This window comes from Algoriphagus vanfongensis DSM 17529 (assembly GCF_000429465.1).
Lineage (GTDB): Bacteria > Bacteroidota > Bacteroidia > Cytophagales > Cyclobacteriaceae > Algoriphagus > Algoriphagus vanfongensis.
The window spans coordinates 573,358-591,035 of the sequence record NZ_AUBX01000010.1; the positions used below are offsets into that span (position 1 = coordinate 573,358).

A 17,678-nucleotide genomic window follows, 5' to 3' on the forward strand; every position below is an offset into this window, starting at 1 on the left:
TTCCAACAATAATTGGGAGAAAAAATCCTTCTGTAAACGATTTCGTAGATTCATCAATAATAATTAGTGCATGAGCCCTATTTTGCTTACCTTTCTGATACTTTATTAACTAGAAAACTATCTCATAGTTAATTGTAGAGTGATTGGTTATGAAAATTAGAAAAAGGGGGATATGTAATCCCTCTTTTTTTTGAATAAAAAGACTTCTGCCCATTTTTAGAGGCAAAAAAATCCAAAAAGGTCTTTTTGTTGTTATTTTAAGGGTCCGCCAAAACCCGAATCGTCACTCCACTGCGAGAAATGCTTTCAAAAACCAAACAATAACCACCAAAGTAACACATGAGCGAAACCAAAAAACTCAAGACCAAGGACAAGATCCTGGTAGAAGCTATCCGTCTGTACAATGAATTCGGTATCCAAAATGTAACCAGTAGACATATCGCCGGAGAAATGGGGATCAGTCACGGAAATTTGGACTACCACTATAAGACCAAGGAAGATATCATCTTGGCCATTTATAAGAAAATGAGGGTCGAGATGTCCAATTCTTATGGAGGCCGAAAGGTGGGCATGAGCTCTTTGGAACATTTTCACTTGCTCTTGCTTCAGTTGGAAGAATTTCAGTATAAATTTCGTTTTTTTAATCTTGATGTCTTAGAAGTCTCCAGATCCTACCCTACTGTCAGTCAAATCATTCAGGAGACGTTCGTCAAAAGACGGCAGACGACTATCGACCTTTTCAAAGAATTTATCAAAGATGGCTATATGAGGGAGCTGGATCTCCCTGCCATCGAAAGACTCGAGCATACCATCCGGATGGTGATCACTTTCTGGCTTTCGCAACGGGAAGTGATGGTTTCATACAACTTCACCGAAAAAGGAGAGATGATCAAGACTATCTATTCATTGATCAATCCATACCTGACCGAAGAAGGCTTCAGAGAGCAAAAAAGAGCCACCGAGTTATTTGGCTTACGCTTATCCCCTCAGTAAAAATTACCAAGGACCATGAATTTATACCTTTATGTGATGCTGCTGGCCATGAATCTTTTCATGGCTCCATCATCTCCTCCAGAGACCAAAAAACCAAACGTTCTATTTCTTTTCGCAGATGATCAGCGCTCTGATGCCCTTGGAATCTACGGAAATCCATATATCCATACCCCAACGATCGATCAGCTTGCGCGTGAGGGCAGTCGGTTTACCAATGCCTATGTCATGGGAGGAAATCACGGAGCGATCTGTATGGCAAGCCGAGCGATGCTTTTCAGCGGCAAAAATCTCTACCGGGTTTTTGACAAACTCAAAGGGCAACATACTATGACCATGCAGTTTGCCGAAGCGGGTTACCGCACTTTTGGTACTGGCAAATGGCACAATGAAAAAGAAATGTTTGAGGCAAGCTTCCAAGAGGCAAACAATGTATATCTGGGAGGTATGGCCAATCATTACGAACTTGACATGCGTGATTATGGTGCAGATGGCAAACTGGGTGATCCAGTCAAAAAAGGATATTCCACGGAGCGCTTTGCTGAGTCAGCGATCAATTTCATCAAAGATCACGGACAAAAGAAAAGCGATCAGCCCTTCTTTTGCTATGTAGCCTTTACTGTGCCGCATGACCCTTATTCTCCAGAGGCCAAGTATATCAATCGCTATCCGGACGGCACTCTTCCCCTACCGGGCAATTACATGCCCTATCATCCCTTTGAGTTTGACCAGTTGACCGTGAGAGACGAAAATCTAACAGGATGGCCTCGCCAACCACAGGTCATTCAGATGATTCTTTCGGACTATTATGCGCTGATTACCCATCTAGACAGTCAGATAGCTAAGATCCTCAACACTCTCAAAGAGACTGGGCAATATGACAACACCATTATCGTCTACGCCGCAGACAATGGCTTGGCAGTTGGAAGTCATGGCCTTTTGGGAAAGCAAAGCTTGTATGAGCATAGCTCCAAGGTGCCCATGATCATCAAAGGCCCCGGAGTACCATCAGATCAGCAGCTCGATGCATTCGCCTACATCCATGACCTATACCCTACTTTGGCTGATTTGGCAGGCATCCCTCAGCCAGGAGATGTAGATGGCAAAAGCTTGGTTCCGGTGATTCAGGGCGAACAAAGCGGAGTCAGAGATGCTCTTTTCACTTCGTATCGAAATACCGTAAGAGCCGTCAGGAATAAGAAATACAAGCTTATTCGATATCCTGAAAGAGATTACACCCAGCTTTTTGACTTGGAAAAAGACCCCTACGAGCTTCACAATTTGGCTGAAAACCCAGCATTCCAAAACAAAAAATCTGAAATGCTAGAGCTATTGCAAGCATCTCAAAAAGAATACAAGGACACCGTAGAACTCACTGCCAAAGTGATCAAGCCCATGGCATATGATCCGGATACATTGCAGCGAAAAGCAGACAGATGGCAGCCTCAATACACTCTTGAACGCTATTTTGAAAAACAATAAATAGTTTAAACAGGCTTTTTCAATTCTGACTAATGTGTATTTTGGAGCATCATTACCCAAAATACCTGAATCGTGAAAAAGCCTGTTTTTTTATTCTTACTCCAGTGGATTGTTTTTTCCCTCTTTGCTCAAGAGACAGTCGTCTTTGAAGCCGGCAAAGAAGGCCACGCCATATACAGAATTCCAGCCATTATCTCGCTTCCCAATGGGGATCTTTTAGCCTTTGCCGAAGGGCGGGTGAATGGCTCTGATGATTTTGGAGATGTCAATCTGGTGATGAAAAGAAGTCTGGATGGTGGCTTTACCTGGTCTCCATTGCAAACTCTCGTAGATTACGATAAACTCCAGGCAGGTAATCCTGCTCCAGTCGTTGATCTGTTTGATCCGGCACATCCCGAGGGAGTGGTTTATTTGTTTTACAACACCGGCAACAATCATGAATATGATATCCGGATGAATAAGGGAGTGAGAGAAGTCTGGATGCTTCAGTCATTTGACTTTGGACGCACCTGGGAAGAGCCTCAAAATATTACCTCGCAAGTTCATAAACCCAATAATCCGGCATTCAATCCTGACTATGTCAATCCGGAAGATTGGAGACACTATGCCAATACCCCCGGACATGCATTTCAGTTTCAGCATGGCCCACACAAAGGAAGAATTTTTGTACCAGCCAATCACTCGGCAGGTGATCCTCAGGAGAAATTTGCCGAATATCAGGCACATGGCTTTTTCACCGATGACCATGGCAAAAACTTTGGTATATCCGAGTCCATAAGCTTTCCAGGCTCCAATGAGTCCATTGCAGCAGAGCTTAGCGATGGCCGTATGATCATGAGCATCCGTAATCAGCATGGTGACCGAAAAAGCCGAATATTGGCTTTCAGCTCAGATGGAGGCGAGACATGGGATGAATCTTATTTTGAAGATGCTCTTCCAGACCCAGTATGCCAAGCGTCTATTTTGAATATTGGAACTCAAGATGGTGCTACTATTTTGGCACATTCCAATGCCGCAGATACCGAAATGAGGGATTTTTTGACTATCAAAATTTCCTACGACGAAGGAAAAACCTGGAACCATATCATGCCCGTCGAGTACTCTGGGGATGAAAGCAAGCAGCCGTGGACCGCTTATTCAGACTTGGTCAACCTCGACGAGAGCACGTTAGGAATCTTATACGAAAGGAACAATTACCATGAGATCGTCTTCAAAATGGTATCCTGGAAATAAAAAAGCCAAAGGAAATTCCAATGGCTTTGAATCGTATAAAAAACCCAACTCAAACTAATGCTTTTGCCTTGGAGACAGTTTGGCGTGCTTGACTATTATTATCCACAGGCCTTCTGAGCGACAGGCCAATGACTAGACTCAGTATTCCCAAAGAGAGCCAAAGGAAATCAACCCAGAAAATATCTTCATAGCCCTGCCAGAAGCTATTCCAGATCCAGTTTCCGGTTTGTATTCCATTGGAAATCGGAATCAGAAGTCCAAGTATACCACCGGAGATCAGACTCACCTTATTGATCAACCAATTGTCTCTCAGCATCACCAAACAAACAGTCACAAGTAGCCACGCCCAGAAATAATATTGATACAAGAAAGTCATCCTTTCTGCATCATCTGGCGACAATCCCCACTTCACAGCCAAGAAAATAAATGCGGTAACGGGGAACATCCCTAATGCACCAGCCAGATAGATCCATGTTAGCCAGGCATTAAATTTACGTTTTGCAGGGGCCACATGCTTTTTGTCACGGGCCACTTGCCAGATCAGCACTCCAGAAATAATCACAAAACAAGACAATAACCCCAAACCAAAATAAATCAGCCGAAGTCCATGTCCTCCATAGTCTCCGAAATGCAAGCGTATCATGATCGCCCTGGCAGTATTGAAATATGATGTGTCCTCCATCAGCTTTTTGGAAGCTATGATGTCTCCGGATGCGGCATGAAACACCAAATTGCCCAAGCCGGCAAATTTTGATCGGAACTCGGGATGCCCTTCGACTTTGACATGCATATTTTGGTCACCATAGTTGAAAACATGCACATTTTTGACAACTAATTCTGGCCAGAGAGCTTTGGATCGAGCCACCAATTCGTTGATTGAGACTTCTTTCTCCAAAGAAACTCCTGCTTCCTCATAGACTGGAGGATTAAACTCAAATTCATCATAAGCTTTCTTTTGATCTCCACCATATCCAAACGCTATAACAGCAGGAGACATGAGCGAAAAACCAACTATCAAGTAGACTCCCGTCAGGGCAAACATAAACTGATACGGCAGCCCCAATATTCCCAAACCTGTATGTGCGTCTGTCCAGAGATTTTTGAGGCTGTTGTAGGGACGGAAGAGATAAAAATTGCTGATGATCTTATTCCAATGAACAATGACTCCAGTGATGACAGCAAACAAAAAGAAAAAGGCTACAATGCCAGCCAAGAGATAGCCAGATGTCCCCCAAAGATTCAGCTGCGCAAAAAAATGAAGCCGATATAGGAATTCACCCAGCGAATACGAACTCTGATAGTCATACTTCTCAAAACTCTGGGAATGCAGGTAGAAGAAATTACTTCTCGTGATAGTTTCGGAAGAATCCTGAAAACTGGAAGGAGTCAGACTGACCGCGACACGCTGTTCATCATAGTATTGATTGAATGCTACATCCCAACCCTGAAGATCTCCCTCGAGCTGGAGAGAATCCATGACTCGATCAAAGTTCATTTCCTCGAGCTTCCAGCCCAAAGCACGGGGTTCATTTCGCTCCCAACCCACAATATCATCTCTGAAAAAGGAAAAAGATCCCGCAAAGAATATCACGTAAAGTGCCAGGCTGATGAAAATCCCACTGATAGTATGGGTATGAAATAAAATATTATAGACTCTGTTATTCATTAATTTTCAAATCAAATACTGGAACCGAAGTAAAAAATCAGAGAAAACAGGCCAGAGAGTCCGAGATAGACCAACCAGGTCTTCCAGCCGTTTTTGGCTAAGAAGGCAAGGATCAGAAGTCCCACCCACACCAAAAAGCCAGCAAAAACCAAGGTGAAAAAGACTCCTTGGCGGTCCAGCCAAATAGAAATCATCAGAAAGAAAGATACTGTCAGGAGATATCCTCCTATCATTCCCGCAGAGATTTTGGCAAATCGCTGAAGGGGACTGGAGAAATATTTTTTGTTTGCTGGCATATCAGATCAGTTCCAAAATGAAGAATACTAAAGCAACCACTCCAATCCCTCGCGCTCCGAAATAGCCAATCGGAGAAAGTAAAAACACGAAGCCTCCTACCAGCATCAACACTGACAAAAAGTAGAAAAAGCCCGATCCAAGTCCGAAGCCTATTACAAACCCGATCAATGCAAGCACTAGCAGCAATACCGCCGTATACTTCAAGCCATTTGGATTTTTTTCACTCCACTGCTGTAGCATAGGATCTCTTGCAAACTGCGCTTTGGTAGAAGTATGATAAAGCATCTCAAAGCCTAGCAGACAGATCAAACAAAGAATCGTCGTCATTATTTATTTCTTATTCACTTATATCTAAAGGAAAATGGAAGAGCCGCTGACCCTGAATTAGCGGCTCTTACCATTAAAAAATCGGAGTTGAAAAACATGTCAATCCATAGTTCAAAACAAAAAGAAGCTTAAAAAATGGCCTGTCTTTAATCTATTTGAATCACCTGAGTGGCACATCTCCAGATCCCACTCAACCCAGAAGAATGTCCTTGTGGATATTCTTTGTAGGTTGAAGCCTCCACATAGTAAGTACCTTTGGAAGAGAAATCTGCGACAAACTCTCCTCTTGCATCCGTCGATAGCGTTTGACCTACAGAGTCAGGACCCAAGATGGATACCTCAGATTCTGGCAGAGGCTTGCCCTCGAGCTGTACTTGATAGACACCTTTGGATTTTCCCGGCACGAGGATCAGATCAGGAGATTTCTTGAAATTGGCTTGCTTGGTCTTTGAACCTATACTTACATAGGCCAAAGCATTGAATTGATAGAGCGTTTCTCCTGCTTCAGTCTTAGAAGAATGACCGATTTCGAGGCGATAGATTCCTTCTTCTTCGGGCACAAAGCTTCCTTTGACAAAATCCTTGTCTGCTTCGTAGTCAAGTTGAGTTTTGGTCCCAGATGGGCTGACCAGATATAGATCAAATTCCCGCACATCTGAATACCAGTCGGCAATAGTTTCCACCGCTCCTTCATGATAGTCGGCATAGTAGATCGTGAATGCGTGTGACTGCCCCTTTTGACCCTGAGCATCAGTGTGAATCCAAAGGGCATGTGCCGCTGTCTGCTGTACTGAGACTGTCATTGCAAAAAAGAATAGTAGAAGGGTGCTTGTTAGTTTATTCATAGGTTGGTTTATTTTAAAACTGTCGGATCAAATCCAGAATATTCAGTTGAAGTTTGACCTCCGCCAAAGCTGCCTTGAGTCGGTAAAATTCCTCCTCAACCAAGCAAAAATGGACATCTGGGTGGTAGGTCTCTATCATCACCCGATCTCTGTCATCGTAGAACTGCATCTTATCAGCTTCGAAGACCATTTTGTCCATGTAGTTCATAAAAGCCTCAAAATTTGCCTGATCAAAGCAGAGCATTCCCTGCCCAAAAAGCATCCCCAACCTGCCGCAATCCACACATCGGGTGAGCACAAAGCCCTCGCTTTCGTAAATGATTTCTGTTTGACACAAAGACATAGGATTGGATTTTTGGTGAAAGATCAGTTGCAATTGGTGCCTAGGGAATACCTTGCCCTATCAAGGATAGGCATGGGTATCCTCAGGACTTGATTTCTTCGTCGGAAAGCAGAACTTGGCATAGCAAACCAGCTCATAGATCCGAGGGAATTTGACATTTGAAAACGAAAACTTAGAAGCCAAAAAGCCTCTTTCGCACAGGGCCAACTAGAATAAAAATCGACTAGCCTAAAGAAGGAAAAAGTGGATTTTGCGCCTTGCTGAATGGATCGGGAAGGTCGAATAGAATATTGAGCTGGAAAGACTTTACTGTCCAAGTCCACGCTTCTTCCTCTCCTATTCAGCCATTCGCATAGCTCTCTTGTAAACAATATATTGGTATATTGCATCGCTTTCTAATGTGACGTTAGATTGTACTTCTTGAAGCCGTGCAGTTGCCGCTGCATGGCTTCTTTTTTTTAAGCCTATGGAAAGATGAAAATCACAATTCTTATTTAGACTTATTTTAAATTAAGACAAAACTAAAAGTGAAAGGCATACCCACCAAGCCTTTTCGAAGATTTTTTTCAGAAAATTTTTGAGGCTAAAAAATTCCATACCCAATGAAGGTTCATCATCAAGAATCCTTTATTTTAGGATTTAGTTGAACGATGTAGAGATTGGGAGATTAGAGATGATTTGAAAGTATCCATGGCACCTGATCAGTTAAATGATGCCCGATAGTCCAGAGGGGAAAGTTTTGTCTTTGATTTGAAAAGTTTGTTAAACGATTGAGGCCTTTCAAAGCCTAGTTGGTAAGCAATTTCACTCACCGATAAATTTGTCGTTGAAAGTAGCTCTTTGGCCTTTTCTAATAACTTTTGATGAATGTGCTGCTGAGTACTCTGACCAGTTATGGCTCTCAGCATATCACTCAGATAATTGGATGAAACATTCATTTGCTCTGCAAAAAACTGCACACTTGGCAACCCCAATTTCAAGGCTTTATCATGATCAAAAAAATCGTCTAAAAGCGTTTCCATTTTTAGTAGTAAATCATCGTTTTCGGGTTTGCGAGTAATGAATTGACGGTTGTAGAATCGGTTGGAATAATTCAGGAATAATTCCAGATGAGAGACCATTACATCCTGACTAAACTTATCAATTGAAGTATTGTATTCTTCCTCGATGTTTTTGAGAATACCAATAAGCATGGCTTCTTCCTTGTCAGACAAATGAAGGGCTTCATTTACAGCATAGGAAAAGAAGCCGTATTCTTTGATGGTTTTCCCTAACGGGTAATTCCTAATAAGGTCAGGATGAAAAACTAACCACCAACCCTCATATTTTTGACTGCTACCCTCGCCCGTTGAAACTATTTGTCCTGGTTCCATAAATGCCAGAACGCCTTCATCAAAATCATAATATTTTTGACCATACTTCATTTTTCCATCAGCGCACCTTTTAAGTGAGATGGTATAGAAATTCATTATCTGATTTATAGGCTCATTATTGCTAGGCTTTATATCATCTAATTTGATCAATCCAATCAAAGGGTGTTTAGGCTTTCCAAAGCCCGATATTCTATACAATTCTGAAATTGAATTGATGGTCAGGAAATCTCTCTTGTTTTTATAAGCCATTTCGCTAAAGTATAGGATACAGGCAAGCTCAATGACTTGCCTGCTATTATTCTTTTATTTACACATTGACATCAGACATATCACCGTATCTGTCACCTGTTTTTGTTCCTAGCGGAATAATTTCTTCTAATCGGTTCAATTCGCTTTGGGTCAATTCTACTTTAGCAGCCGCAATATTCTGCTCAATGTATTTTGGTCGCTTAGTTCCAGGAATGGGTACGTATCCTTTGGCAATTACCCACGCTATAGCCAATTGTGAGCTGTTAATGCCCTTTTCCTTCGCCATTTTTTCAATTTCGTGTAATAATTCGATATTCTTATAAAAATGATCTTCTTGAAAACGAGGCAAATATCTTCTCCAATCATTAGCTGGTAAATCATCAGGTTTCTGAAACTGTCCGGTGATAAATCCACGCCCAAGAGGTGAATAGGCAACAAATCCAACACCTAACTCCTCAAGGGTGGCGAGGACACCCAATTCTTCAACTTGTCTTTCGAACAGTGAGTATTCGGTTTGAACTGCGGTAAGTGGATGTATTTTGTGTGCTCTTTTGATGGTTTCTGAACCTACTTCAGAAAGACCGATGTAGCGGATTTTTCCTTCTTTTACCAATTCTCCCATAGCCTCTACTGTTTCCTCGATTGGAGTTGTTTTATCCACTCGATGCAAGTAGTAAAGGTCAATATAATCTGTGTTCAGATTTTTCAGAGAACGCTCAACAGCTTTCTTAACGTAGGCTTTACTGCCATTTACTTTTCCCGTTTGCTGACCTTGATCATCAATCTCAAAACCAAATTTAGAAGCAATGACTACCAGGTCTCGTTTGCCCTGAATTGCTTTGGCAATAAGTTGCTCGTTTTTTAAAGGACCATACAAATCCGCAGTATCCAATAAATTACCGCCCAATTCTAATGATCGATGAATGGTGGCAATAGACTCATCTTCGTAAGCCTTGCCGTAAGTATCCATCCCCATCATATCGGTCATTCCCATACAGCCAAGTCCAATTGTTGGTATTTCTAATCCTTGGCTTCCAAGTTTTACTTTTTTTAAATCGCTCATAGTATCAAATTTTATGTATCACAAAATTCTCAATAATACTATTGATTGATGTTTCCGAATCAAGGATAAGTGTTTCCAAATCAAGGTTTAATGTAAGCTTCCGGAAATGAGGCTTAAGCAAATTAAGCTTCATATAGGTGACAACAGTGAAGAAAAAAGCCTCGATGTCTCCATCAAGGCTTCTAAAATCAGGTTTTGTTAAACACTAGCAAGTTTAGCTTTTGAGCTTGAACTTTTGGCAGTAGGTTTTTTAGCCTTGTATTTTCTTCCCCACCATATCAAAAAGCCGGTGACCGGCAGCGAGGCAATGATAGCACTCAAGAAAAAGGCCAACACTTTGCCTGGTAATCCACCTATCGCTCCTACATGGATATCATAGTTCATCTTTTGTAGCTTATCTGCCACGCTGGCCTCGTCTACCCTTCCCCACATGTGATCTACAGACAATTCCTCCATCGTGTATTGGTCAAAATAACGATAGTCGATTTTCCAATATGTGCTTGCATCAGGATTGGCATTGGCAGCTATCGCACCATGAGCCAACTCCGGTGGATGCACCTCGATATATTCCGCATCAGGATATTCGGCATTCATCTTGACCCAAACCTGATCGAGTACGGGGATGTCAGCATTGTAGGTTTGAGTCGAATCAGAAAGTGGCGTGTAGTACTCTATAAATTGTTTACCCCCTGAAGTGAGTGCATAGTAGCCATCTCTAAACCAAATAAATCCCCACACGAGGCCTGTGATTGCAAAAACCAATGCAAAAGTCATCACATAAAATCCCAATACCTGGTGCAGATCGTAGTTTTTCCTTCTCCATCGAGCATTCCACTTGATAGAAAATGCTTGTTTGTAGTTTTTCTTTTTGGGCCACCAAAGTACTAGACCCGTCAAAACCATCACCAAAAAGATCAAAGTGAAGCTCGCCACCACAGGCTGCCCGACCTCAGGAGGTAGCCAAAGATAGAAATGACCATCTAATACAATACGGAAAAAGTCAGCATACTCGTCCTTCAACTCGATCAACTCACCAGAATAGGGATTGATATAGGCAATCTGATAGTGGTCAAATCCTTCTCCATAACTGAAAAAGATACCTTGGGCAGATCGCTCAGCAGTGGGATAGAGCACTGCGTGTAGGTGTCCTTCCGGGAACGCTTCCTGTGCAATTTTGCTGATTTGACTGGGAGGTAAGACGGGACTGTCCTGAGGCTCCACAAAAAAGTGGGAATAGGTCAAATCTTTGATTTCGGCCTGAAAGGCATAGATACAGCCAGTCACAGCTACTATAAATACGACCAAGCCGGATGATAGACCAAGCCATAGGTGTATTTTACCAAGAGTTTTTTTTAAGCTCACAGAGAGATCAATTAGATAAAGAAGGAACAGGGTTTAAGACAGTGTAACTACCACTTTCTTCCATGCTCTGGATTTATTCAGGGATTTGAACCTACAATAATATTACTTAGACTAATTCTAAACAAAATTTGATCCAGTTTTTCCTTCTTTGCTAGCTTAAATCTTCCCCAGTTCTCGTAAGAGCTCTTCTTTCCGTCTGGAAGCTACCTCCACCTCCGTTCCATCCTTTAAGATTACATAGCCACCCTTCCCTCTATGGTAAAACTTCACCTCTTGAAGATTGACCAAATGGCTATTGTGAATCCTGAAAAAACCATGTCCTGAAAGCAGTCTTTCAAACTCCTTAAGTGTCTTCGAAACAGTCAGCTTTCGACCTTCTTTGATAAAAAGATGGGTATAATTGACATCTGCCTGACAACGGATAATGTCTTGATGCGCTACATATTCGGTACCAAACTGCATGGGAATCGCTATTTTTTTAAAGTTTTGGGCTGGTTGGAGATAGTCCATCAATCTCTCCAGATCCAAAGACTTCTTTTGATCTGTCACCTTTATCACCGCTTGAGCCAGATCGTCTGCATCTATTGGTTTGAGCAAATAATCCATGGCCGAATGCTTGATCGCCTGAAGCGCATAGGCTTCATGAGCTGTGGTGAAAATTATCTTGAAGTCTATCTTACTGAGCTGCGCCAACAAATCAAATGCACTCATTTCTCCCAGTTCCACATCCAAAAAAATTAAATCCGGACTGACATGATTCAGGTATTCGATTGCCTTTTGAGGATTGGCTATCCATTCTAGCAAGGCCAATTCATGCGAGTGATTTTGCTTCAGAAGTAAGCTTAACCTCTCGGCACTTTGGGGCTCATCTTCTATGATCAGACATCGAATCATCAGTTTTCAAAATTTGGATAAGGTGAGCAGGTTAATTTGATTTCAAATCCGGGAGAAAGATTGCGCCAAGACATCAACCATTCGCTTCCTTGTCTTCGGGTTTGGAGGTTGGCTAGTCGATTTTTCACCAGATTCATACCCATGGACTGATGTTTTTGGCGAGTAGGAAACGCATCCTGCATGCCCACACCGTTGTCCTGAAGAATGAGCTGGAGGGTATCATTTTCCAACTCGCCTAAAAGAACAATCTCCCCTGCATGCTCCATAGGTGAGATGCCATGCCAAAGGCTATTTTCCACGAGTGGCTGAAGCAAAAGCGGTGGAATCATCAACTGCTCGGGAGCTATCCCTGCTCCCAACCGAACTGAAAAGTTGACATTTTTCCCCAATCGTAAAGCCTCTAAGGCTATGTAATCCTGCAGCAAGTCGATCTCTTCCTGCAAGGAAATTTCCTTTTGCTCTGAAAACTCCAAAATCCTCCGGATCAGTTTGGAAAACTTGGTCAAATACCGATCTGCCTCTACACTTTGATTTTTCAGGAGAAAATTACTGATTGAACTCAGCGCATTGAAGATAAAATGTGGGTTCATCTGAGCCTTGAGCGCTTTGAGCTCAAGTTCGGCAGCTTGAGTTCTAAACTCCGCCTCTAACTTTTCTCTTCTACTTTTATTTTGTTGGCGCAGAGAAAAGTAACTAATCCCAGCGAGTAAAAGTAAACCCATGATTCCGATCAAATACAGGCTGGAGCGGAGGCGAGCTTGCTCTTTTTCGGACTCCAGGACTCGCTTTTCAGCTTCAAATCCGGCTTTCAATTCCTTTTCTTTTGCCTCAAACTCATATCCGATCTGGGCACCGATCAGTTTCCGCTCATTTTCATCATTGAAAATACTATCCTGAAAAACCTTGTAGCGCCGATAGGCCTCCAAACTTGACTGATAAGAACCCTCCGACTCGAGTGATTCTGAAAGAGCCAACCAAGCTGCCTGTTGAGCTTCCAAGGAACCAGATTGCTCGGCAAGTTTGACAGCTTCTTGCTGGAGTGCCAAAACTTTCTGCTGCGATTTGGACTGCATCTGCCACACATCTGATAGCTGAAGCAATACTTTTGACAAATTCAAAATCTCCCCTACCTCGAGATAAAAACTGCGGGCGCTATCCAAATATTTCTCCGCTGCATCGAGATCTTCGTTCTCCATTTCAATGATTCCCAAAGTACTGAAATCTGACGCGATTCTTCGCTTATTTCCGATAGATCGATTCACTTCCAAGGCCTTCCTGATATAGCTTTCTGCCTGAAGCAAATCACCCTGAAGCTGCTTCACGGCACTGAGATTACCCAAAATCGAAGCCTCAGACTGCTTCAATCCTTCCTTTTCAGCAATCTCCAAAGCTTGGTAATAGTACGATTCTGCTTCCTCGTAAGCGGCTCTATTTTTCTGCACCAAGCCAAGATTTATGAAGAGCTGGCACCTCTCCTGATAGTCGCTAGCCTGAGTGGACGCCAAGGCTTGTAGAAAATACTCCTGAGCCTTTGGGTAATCTGCCAAAGCCAAAAACACCACTCCAGTATTGGATAGGCTATTGATGATGTTTTTTTTCAGGTCCAGTTCCTTAAAAATCGCCGTAGCCGCTTCATGACTTTGGATCGCCTCCCGGTAGTTGGCTCGATTGTACTGGATCAGAGCGATATTATTGATGGCACTTGCCTGTCCTTTTTTGTAACCTGATCGCTGATGTGCATCTAATACCTGCTCAAAATGGATCAAAGCCAATGAATCCTCCCCTTGATACCAATAATTGATGCCTTTGTAGTTGATCGCAGAAGTAGCCAGAGATGCTTCCTGAAGATCCTAAGCCAATGCCCACGCTGAATCCGCATAAGTATGGCCTATGGCCGGTTGGATGATGGCATATTCAAAAGCCAGTTCGTTGTATAAATGAGCTCGTAAGGAATCAGAGATTGCTGATTTCCTCACTTCCTGAAGCAAAGAATCTATCCTCTTTTGTCCAAAGACTGAGGAAAATGCCCAAAGCCAAAAAACAACAACCAGAGACCTTTTCATACCAGCAAAAAACCAAACAAAAGATACACAATTATCTCATAAAGAGTCTGGCCATTCGATAAAAAGGATTCTTAAAAAATTCTGATTTTCAGTAGGTTTAATTACGGAATTTGGTTGACGAGAGGAAGCCGGAATATTCCTGAGCTGATCACCAACTCCTCATCTCCACGGCCTGTCACATTGGACATAGGACCAAGCAGATTTCCGGTGAAGACGCCTTCCACATACTCGGGTGTAATTGCAGTAAAACGCAATGACGCATCATCGGTGATTTTCATTCCTGCGATCTCACGTTGACGGAGAACTGCATTGTACAAATTGCCTTCCGAATCCGCATAATTCATATGAATCCTCACTGATGGAGCTCCATTTATCGAGAAAAGATCTTGCATTTCATAGCTTTGACCTACTACAAAGGGTTCGTTATTCCACAAATAAATATTGAAGAAATCCCTGGTGCCATCACTTCCTTCTCCCAAGATAATGGTGCTGGCAAGATACAAACCTGTACTTTGATCCAAGGAAAAACCCATCGGCTGGATAGGACTATCAATACTATAGGCTACAGCTGTGCCATTGGCCTGAAATTTCACATACCAATCTGACTCTGGCTGCGGATCCTCGCCGCTGCTACAGGAGTGTAGAGTCAGCGCTAGTCCGACTATTAAAAACAAAAGATGCCGATTTTTCATTTTTTGATGAAAACTAGCCTTTTCTATCTTCCAGCTCCAGTCGCATTTATTAGTTGTGAAGGTGTATTGATTCACTGCTTGAATTCTTTGATTTTCCTAAAGGCCTGCGATTCTTCTGCATTACTTATCTGATTTTCAAAGCCAAACATTAGTCCAAATAGATCTTTTTCAGGTATCTTTTAGTGAACCATAGACCTGATTCCATTTCGATATGTTTTTCAAATCCTTCAAAATTCATCTTGCCTCCTGCGTCTGCCTCTGGCTAGCCTTCTCCTGCGATTCTAAATCGCCTATTGAAGAGACTCCACCACAAATTGAGTTCGGAAGCTTGTTGGAGCAATATGTACAGAGTCCAGATTCTTCTTTTCGATATGAGATTGTCCACCAAACCGAGCTAGAAGGTTTTGATTACGTGGTTTTGAAAATGATTTCACAACACTGGCTGAGTAAGGAACTAGTCGATGAAACAGAATGGTGGCACTGGGTATCGATACTTATTCCCAAAGACAGCCCGCATCACACCGGTATGATGTGGATAGGTGGAGGAAGCAGAAGCACCAAGCTTCCTACGAAGCCCAACCAACTGATCTTGGCCGCGGCGACACAGACTAATTCTGTAGTGGCTCAGATTCACAATGTCCCATTCCAGCCTTTAACCTTTGCGGATGATCACGAAGGAGAAAGAACGGAAGATGCCATCATCGCCTATGGCTGGAGAAAATTCCTCGAAGGAGGAGCCAAAGATGAAGATGCTATTTGGTTGGCACGATTTCCCATGACAAAAGCCGTCAAATTGGCCTTGGATGCAGTATCTGAGGTCGTCAACTCCCGCAGAGAAACCAAACTTGAAACATTCTTGGTAGCTGGAGCATCCAAAAGAGGCTGGACTACCTGGACTACTGCGGCCACTGATGACCGAGTGATAGCGATCGCTCCGGTGGTGATCGATATGCTCAACTTAGAAGAATCTTTTGTTCATCATTGGAAAAATTACGGGTTTTGGGCACCTGCTGTAGGAAACTATGTCAGCGAAGGAGTAATGGAATGGTTGGGAACACCAGAGTTTGATAGACTTCTGGAACTAACGGAACCTTATTCTTTTATAGATAGTCTGCGCATCCCCAAACTTCTGATCAATGCTGCTGGAGATCAGTTTTTCCAACCAGACAGCTGGGAGTTTTACTGGAAGGATTTACAGGGAGAAAAACACATGCAATACGTTCCCAACTTTGGCCATGACCTGAGTGATTCGGATGCCTTCCCCAATTTGATTGCATTTTATGCTTCAATTTTGAATCAAACCCCACGACCAAAATACGAGTGGGAAGTCACCGAGGATCAGATCGTCGTCAAGCTGGACCCTGACAATCTTCCCAAATCTGTCAAGCTTTGGTCCGCGCTAAATCCGCTGGCCAGAGATTTTAGAATCGATGAGTTCGGGCCCAATTGGGTAGCTGAGGACATTCCTATTCAATCTCGAGAAGAACTCAAAATCAATCTCATAGAACCTCAAGAAGGCTTTAGAGCATATTTTGTTGAGATGACTTTTGTAGGGCAAAGCCCCCTGAAAGTCACCTCTGGCGTAGAAGTAGTTCCTAGGACTTACCCTTTTGAAGCATTTGAGCCTAGTAGGAATCAGGCTCAGGAAAATTGAGAGTTCAGAGAAGTAGAAGAGTTCCTTGCTATACGAACAGCAAAAAACCTCCAGTAACTACGGGATGGATGAGTGATATAATTCACCTTTTTTGGTAGTTTGAGACCTTGTTTATAATCTATTATTTCCTTGATCATGCATTTGTTCCTTTATCTCGTAGGCCTTTCATCACTTTTTTGGGCGATGATTTCCCCAGAAAAACCAAGCCCAAAAGTCATCACATCTGAGTTTATTTATGAATCAGCCCCCTTCCCATCCTGCCATGCCTCCACCCTGATAGAGACACCCGAGGGAATCATGGCGTCCTGGTTTGGCGGGACCTACGAAAGACATCCCGACGTCAGCATCTATACTGCTCTGAGATCCTCTGGCGGCTGGTCGCAGCCAGATATGGTGGCAGATGGAGTAGAAAATGAGGTATTCAGAAATCCAACTTGGAATCCCGTCTTATTTCATACCCAGCCTGGCGAATTGGTTCTATTTTACAAAGAAGGCCCTAATCCTAGGGAATGGTGGGGACTCTACAAAAGCTCACAGGACGAAGGAAAAACCTGGTCCAAAGCTGTTCAAATTCCACCCGGATTTTTGGGGCCGGTCAAAAACAAAAGTGTGCAGCTATCCAATGGCAAACTGCTCCATCCCAGCAGCTATGAAATCAATGGAGTCTGGACTTCCCATGTAGAGATCACAGATCCTGAATTGGAAACCTGGGAAAAACATGAATTAACTGGACCCTTTGGAGCGATTCAGCCCACTATTTTATTTCATGCGGATGGCAAATTACAGATCCTTTGCCGTACCCAGCAGAATGTGATCGCTACTGCTTGGTCCTCTGACAATGGGGAAACATGGACTGAACTGGAATCCACCGGCCTGGTACACAACAACTCCGGGATCGATGCGGTCACTTTGGAAAATGGATACCACCTCTTACTCTGTAATCCCATCCCAAAAGGTCGTCAGAAACTAAGCCTGCTAGGCTCAGCCGACGGAAAAAACTGGGAAGAAGTTCTGGTTTTAGAGGATGAAAAAGAGGGAGAGTTTAGCTATCCTGCCATCATCCAAGCCAAAGATGGCACCGTGCATCTCACCTATACCTGGAACCGAGAAAAGATCAAATATGTCCATCTCAGCTTATAAAACCC

At 42.9% G+C, this 17,678-nt stretch carries 17 protein-coding genes; 5 read left to right on the forward strand and 12 right to left on the reverse strand.

Translation table 11 applies throughout. The annotated features are described in order from the left end of the window. The first annotated feature begins 339 nt into the window (after positions 1 to 339). The 3 genes from G460_RS0107685 to G460_RS0107695 all read left to right on the forward strand — a co-directional run bounded on the left by G460_RS0107685 (position 340) and on the right by G460_RS0107695 (position 3,705). A complete protein-coding gene (locus G460_RS0107685) occupies positions 340 to 993 on the forward strand; it encodes a TetR/AcrR family transcriptional regulator (protein WP_026954803.1) in 654 nt (217 codons plus the stop codon). Positions 994 to 1,008: 15 nt separating this feature from the next. Continuing rightward, positions 1,009 to 2,472, forward strand: a complete 1,464-nt coding sequence (locus tag G460_RS0107690) for a sulfatase family protein (RefSeq protein WP_026954804.1) — start codon at positions 1,009 to 1,011, stop codon at positions 2,470 to 2,472. Between the two features lie 72 nt (positions 2,473 to 2,544). After that, positions 2,545 to 3,705, forward strand: a complete 1,161-nt coding sequence (locus tag G460_RS0107695; protein ID WP_157366888.1) for a sialidase family protein — start codon at positions 2,545 to 2,547, stop codon at positions 3,703 to 3,705. Positions 3,706 to 3,754: 49 nt separating this feature from the next. Here G460_RS0107695 and G460_RS0107700 read toward each other — a convergent pair whose 3' ends face one another. From G460_RS0107700 to G460_RS0107760, 12 genes are all read right to left on the reverse strand, one after another. Next, on the reverse strand, positions 3,755 to 5,371 hold the full coding sequence (locus G460_RS0107700) for a PepSY-associated TM helix domain-containing protein (RefSeq protein WP_026954806.1): 1,617 nt from the start codon (positions 5,369 to 5,371) through the stop codon (positions 3,755 to 3,757). An 11-nt stretch (positions 5,372 to 5,382) separates the two neighbouring features. Further along, positions 5,383 to 5,667, reverse strand: coding sequence for a hypothetical protein (locus tag G460_RS0107705; protein ID WP_026954807.1), 285 nt, complete (start codon positions 5,665 to 5,667; stop codon positions 5,383 to 5,385). A gap of 1 nt (position 5,668) precedes the next feature. Next, positions 5,669 to 5,995, reverse strand: a complete 327-nt coding sequence (locus G460_RS0107710) for a hypothetical protein (RefSeq protein WP_026954808.1) — start codon at positions 5,993 to 5,995, stop codon at positions 5,669 to 5,671. 146 nt (positions 5,996 to 6,141) lie between these two features. Beyond that, positions 6,142 to 6,840 (reverse strand): hypothetical protein, encoded by a 699-nt coding sequence (locus tag G460_RS0107715; RefSeq protein WP_026954809.1) that lies wholly within the window; start codon positions 6,838 to 6,840, stop codon positions 6,142 to 6,144. Between the two features lie 13 nt (positions 6,841 to 6,853). Continuing rightward, on the reverse strand, positions 6,854 to 7,183 hold the full coding sequence (locus G460_RS0107720; protein ID WP_026954810.1) for a DUF6686 family protein: 330 nt from the start codon (positions 7,181 to 7,183) through the stop codon (positions 6,854 to 6,856). Positions 7,184 to 7,884: 701 nt separating this feature from the next. Then, entirely contained in the window at positions 7,885 to 8,805 is a 921-nt protein-coding gene (locus G460_RS0107730) for a helix-turn-helix domain-containing protein (protein WP_026954811.1), read from the reverse strand. Positions 8,806 to 8,863: 58 nt separating this feature from the next. Next, positions 8,864 to 9,868: an aldo/keto reductase gene (locus tag G460_RS0107735; RefSeq protein ID WP_026954812.1), complete on the reverse strand. Its 1,005-nt coding sequence runs from the start codon at positions 9,866 to 9,868 to the stop codon at positions 8,864 to 8,866. A gap of 198 nt (positions 9,869 to 10,066) precedes the next feature. Then, positions 10,067 to 11,230 carry a PepSY-associated TM helix domain-containing protein gene (locus tag G460_RS0107740; protein WP_026954813.1) on the reverse strand — a complete coding sequence of 388 codons (1,164 nt, stop codon included), beginning with the start codon at positions 11,228 to 11,230 and terminating at the stop codon, positions 10,067 to 10,069. Between the two features lie 156 nt (positions 11,231 to 11,386). Beyond that, a complete protein-coding gene (locus tag G460_RS0107745) occupies positions 11,387 to 12,124 on the reverse strand; it encodes a LytR/AlgR family response regulator transcription factor (RefSeq protein ID WP_026954814.1) in 738 nt (245 codons plus the stop codon). Then, on the reverse strand, positions 12,124 to 13,896 hold the full coding sequence (locus tag G460_RS0107750; protein ID WP_026954815.1) for a tetratricopeptide repeat-containing sensor histidine kinase: 1,773 nt from the start codon (positions 13,894 to 13,896) through the stop codon (positions 12,124 to 12,126). The genes G460_RS0107745 and G460_RS0107750 overlap by 1 nt, the downstream gene beginning before the upstream one ends. A gap of 78 nt (positions 13,897 to 13,974) precedes the next feature. Next, a complete protein-coding gene (locus G460_RS0107755; protein ID WP_026954816.1) occupies positions 13,975 to 14,187 on the reverse strand; it encodes a hypothetical protein in 213 nt (70 codons plus the stop codon). Positions 14,188 to 14,288: 101 nt separating this feature from the next. Continuing rightward, positions 14,289 to 14,879 carry a hypothetical protein gene (locus tag G460_RS0107760; protein WP_026954817.1) on the reverse strand — a complete coding sequence of 197 codons (591 nt, stop codon included), beginning with the start codon at positions 14,877 to 14,879 and terminating at the stop codon, positions 14,289 to 14,291. 211 nt (positions 14,880 to 15,090) lie between these two features. On the opposite strand from G460_RS0107760, the gene G460_RS0107765 reads away from it, so the two are divergent. Both G460_RS0107765 and G460_RS0107770 read left to right on the forward strand, forming a co-directional pair. Beyond that, positions 15,091 to 16,533 carry a PhoPQ-activated pathogenicity-related family protein gene (locus G460_RS0107765; RefSeq protein WP_026954818.1) on the forward strand — a complete coding sequence of 481 codons (1,443 nt, stop codon included), beginning with the start codon at positions 15,091 to 15,093 and terminating at the stop codon, positions 16,531 to 16,533. Positions 16,534 to 16,668: 135 nt separating this feature from the next. Continuing rightward, positions 16,669 to 17,673 carry a sialidase family protein gene (locus G460_RS0107770; protein WP_035464105.1) on the forward strand — a complete coding sequence of 335 codons (1,005 nt, stop codon included), beginning with the start codon at positions 16,669 to 16,671 and terminating at the stop codon, positions 17,671 to 17,673. Positions 17,674 to 17,678 lie beyond the last annotated feature (5 nt).

Excerpts from the sequence above, each read along its gene's own strand:
- G460_RS0107685 (WP_026954803.1), top strand. The coding sequence starts at position 340 with ATGAGCGAAACCAAAAAACTCAAGACCAAGGACAAGATCCTGGTAGAA.
- G460_RS0107690 (WP_026954804.1), top strand. The coding sequence starts at position 1,009 with ATGAATTTATACCTTTATGTGATGCTGCTGGCCATGAATCTTTTCATG.
- G460_RS0107700 (WP_026954806.1), bottom strand. The coding sequence starts at position 5,371 with ATGAATAACAGAGTCTATAATATTTTATTTCATACCCATACTATCAGT.
- G460_RS0107705 (WP_026954807.1), bottom strand. The coding sequence starts at position 5,667 with ATGCCAGCAAACAAAAAATATTTCTCCAGTCCCCTTCAGCGATTTGCC.
- G460_RS0107710 (WP_026954808.1), bottom strand. The coding sequence starts at position 5,995 with ATGACGACGATTCTTTGTTTGATCTGTCTGCTAGGCTTTGAGATGCTT.
- G460_RS0107715 (WP_026954809.1), bottom strand. The coding sequence starts at position 6,840 with ATGAATAAACTAACAAGCACCCTTCTACTATTCTTTTTTGCAATGACA.
- G460_RS0107720 (WP_026954810.1), bottom strand. The coding sequence starts at position 7,183 with ATGTCTTTGTGTCAAACAGAAATCATTTACGAAAGCGAGGGCTTTGTG.
- G460_RS0107730 (WP_026954811.1), bottom strand. The coding sequence starts at position 8,805 with ATGGCTTATAAAAACAAGAGAGATTTCCTGACCATCAATTCAATTTCA.
- G460_RS0107735 (WP_026954812.1), bottom strand. The coding sequence starts at position 9,868 with ATGAGCGATTTAAAAAAAGTAAAACTTGGAAGCCAAGGATTAGAAATA.
- G460_RS0107745 (WP_026954814.1), bottom strand. The coding sequence starts at position 12,124 with ATGATTCGATGTCTGATCATAGAAGATGAGCCCCAAAGTGCCGAGAGG.
- G460_RS0107755 (WP_026954816.1), bottom strand. The coding sequence starts at position 14,187 with ATGAAAAGGTCTCTGGTTGTTGTTTTTTGGCTTTGGGCATTTTCCTCA.
- G460_RS0107760 (WP_026954817.1), bottom strand. The coding sequence starts at position 14,879 with ATGAAAAATCGGCATCTTTTGTTTTTAATAGTCGGACTAGCGCTGACT.
- G460_RS0107765 (WP_026954818.1), top strand. The coding sequence starts at position 15,091 with ATGTTTTTCAAATCCTTCAAAATTCATCTTGCCTCCTGCGTCTGCCTC.
- G460_RS0107770 (WP_035464105.1), top strand. The coding sequence starts at position 16,669 with ATGCATTTGTTCCTTTATCTCGTAGGCCTTTCATCACTTTTTTGGGCG.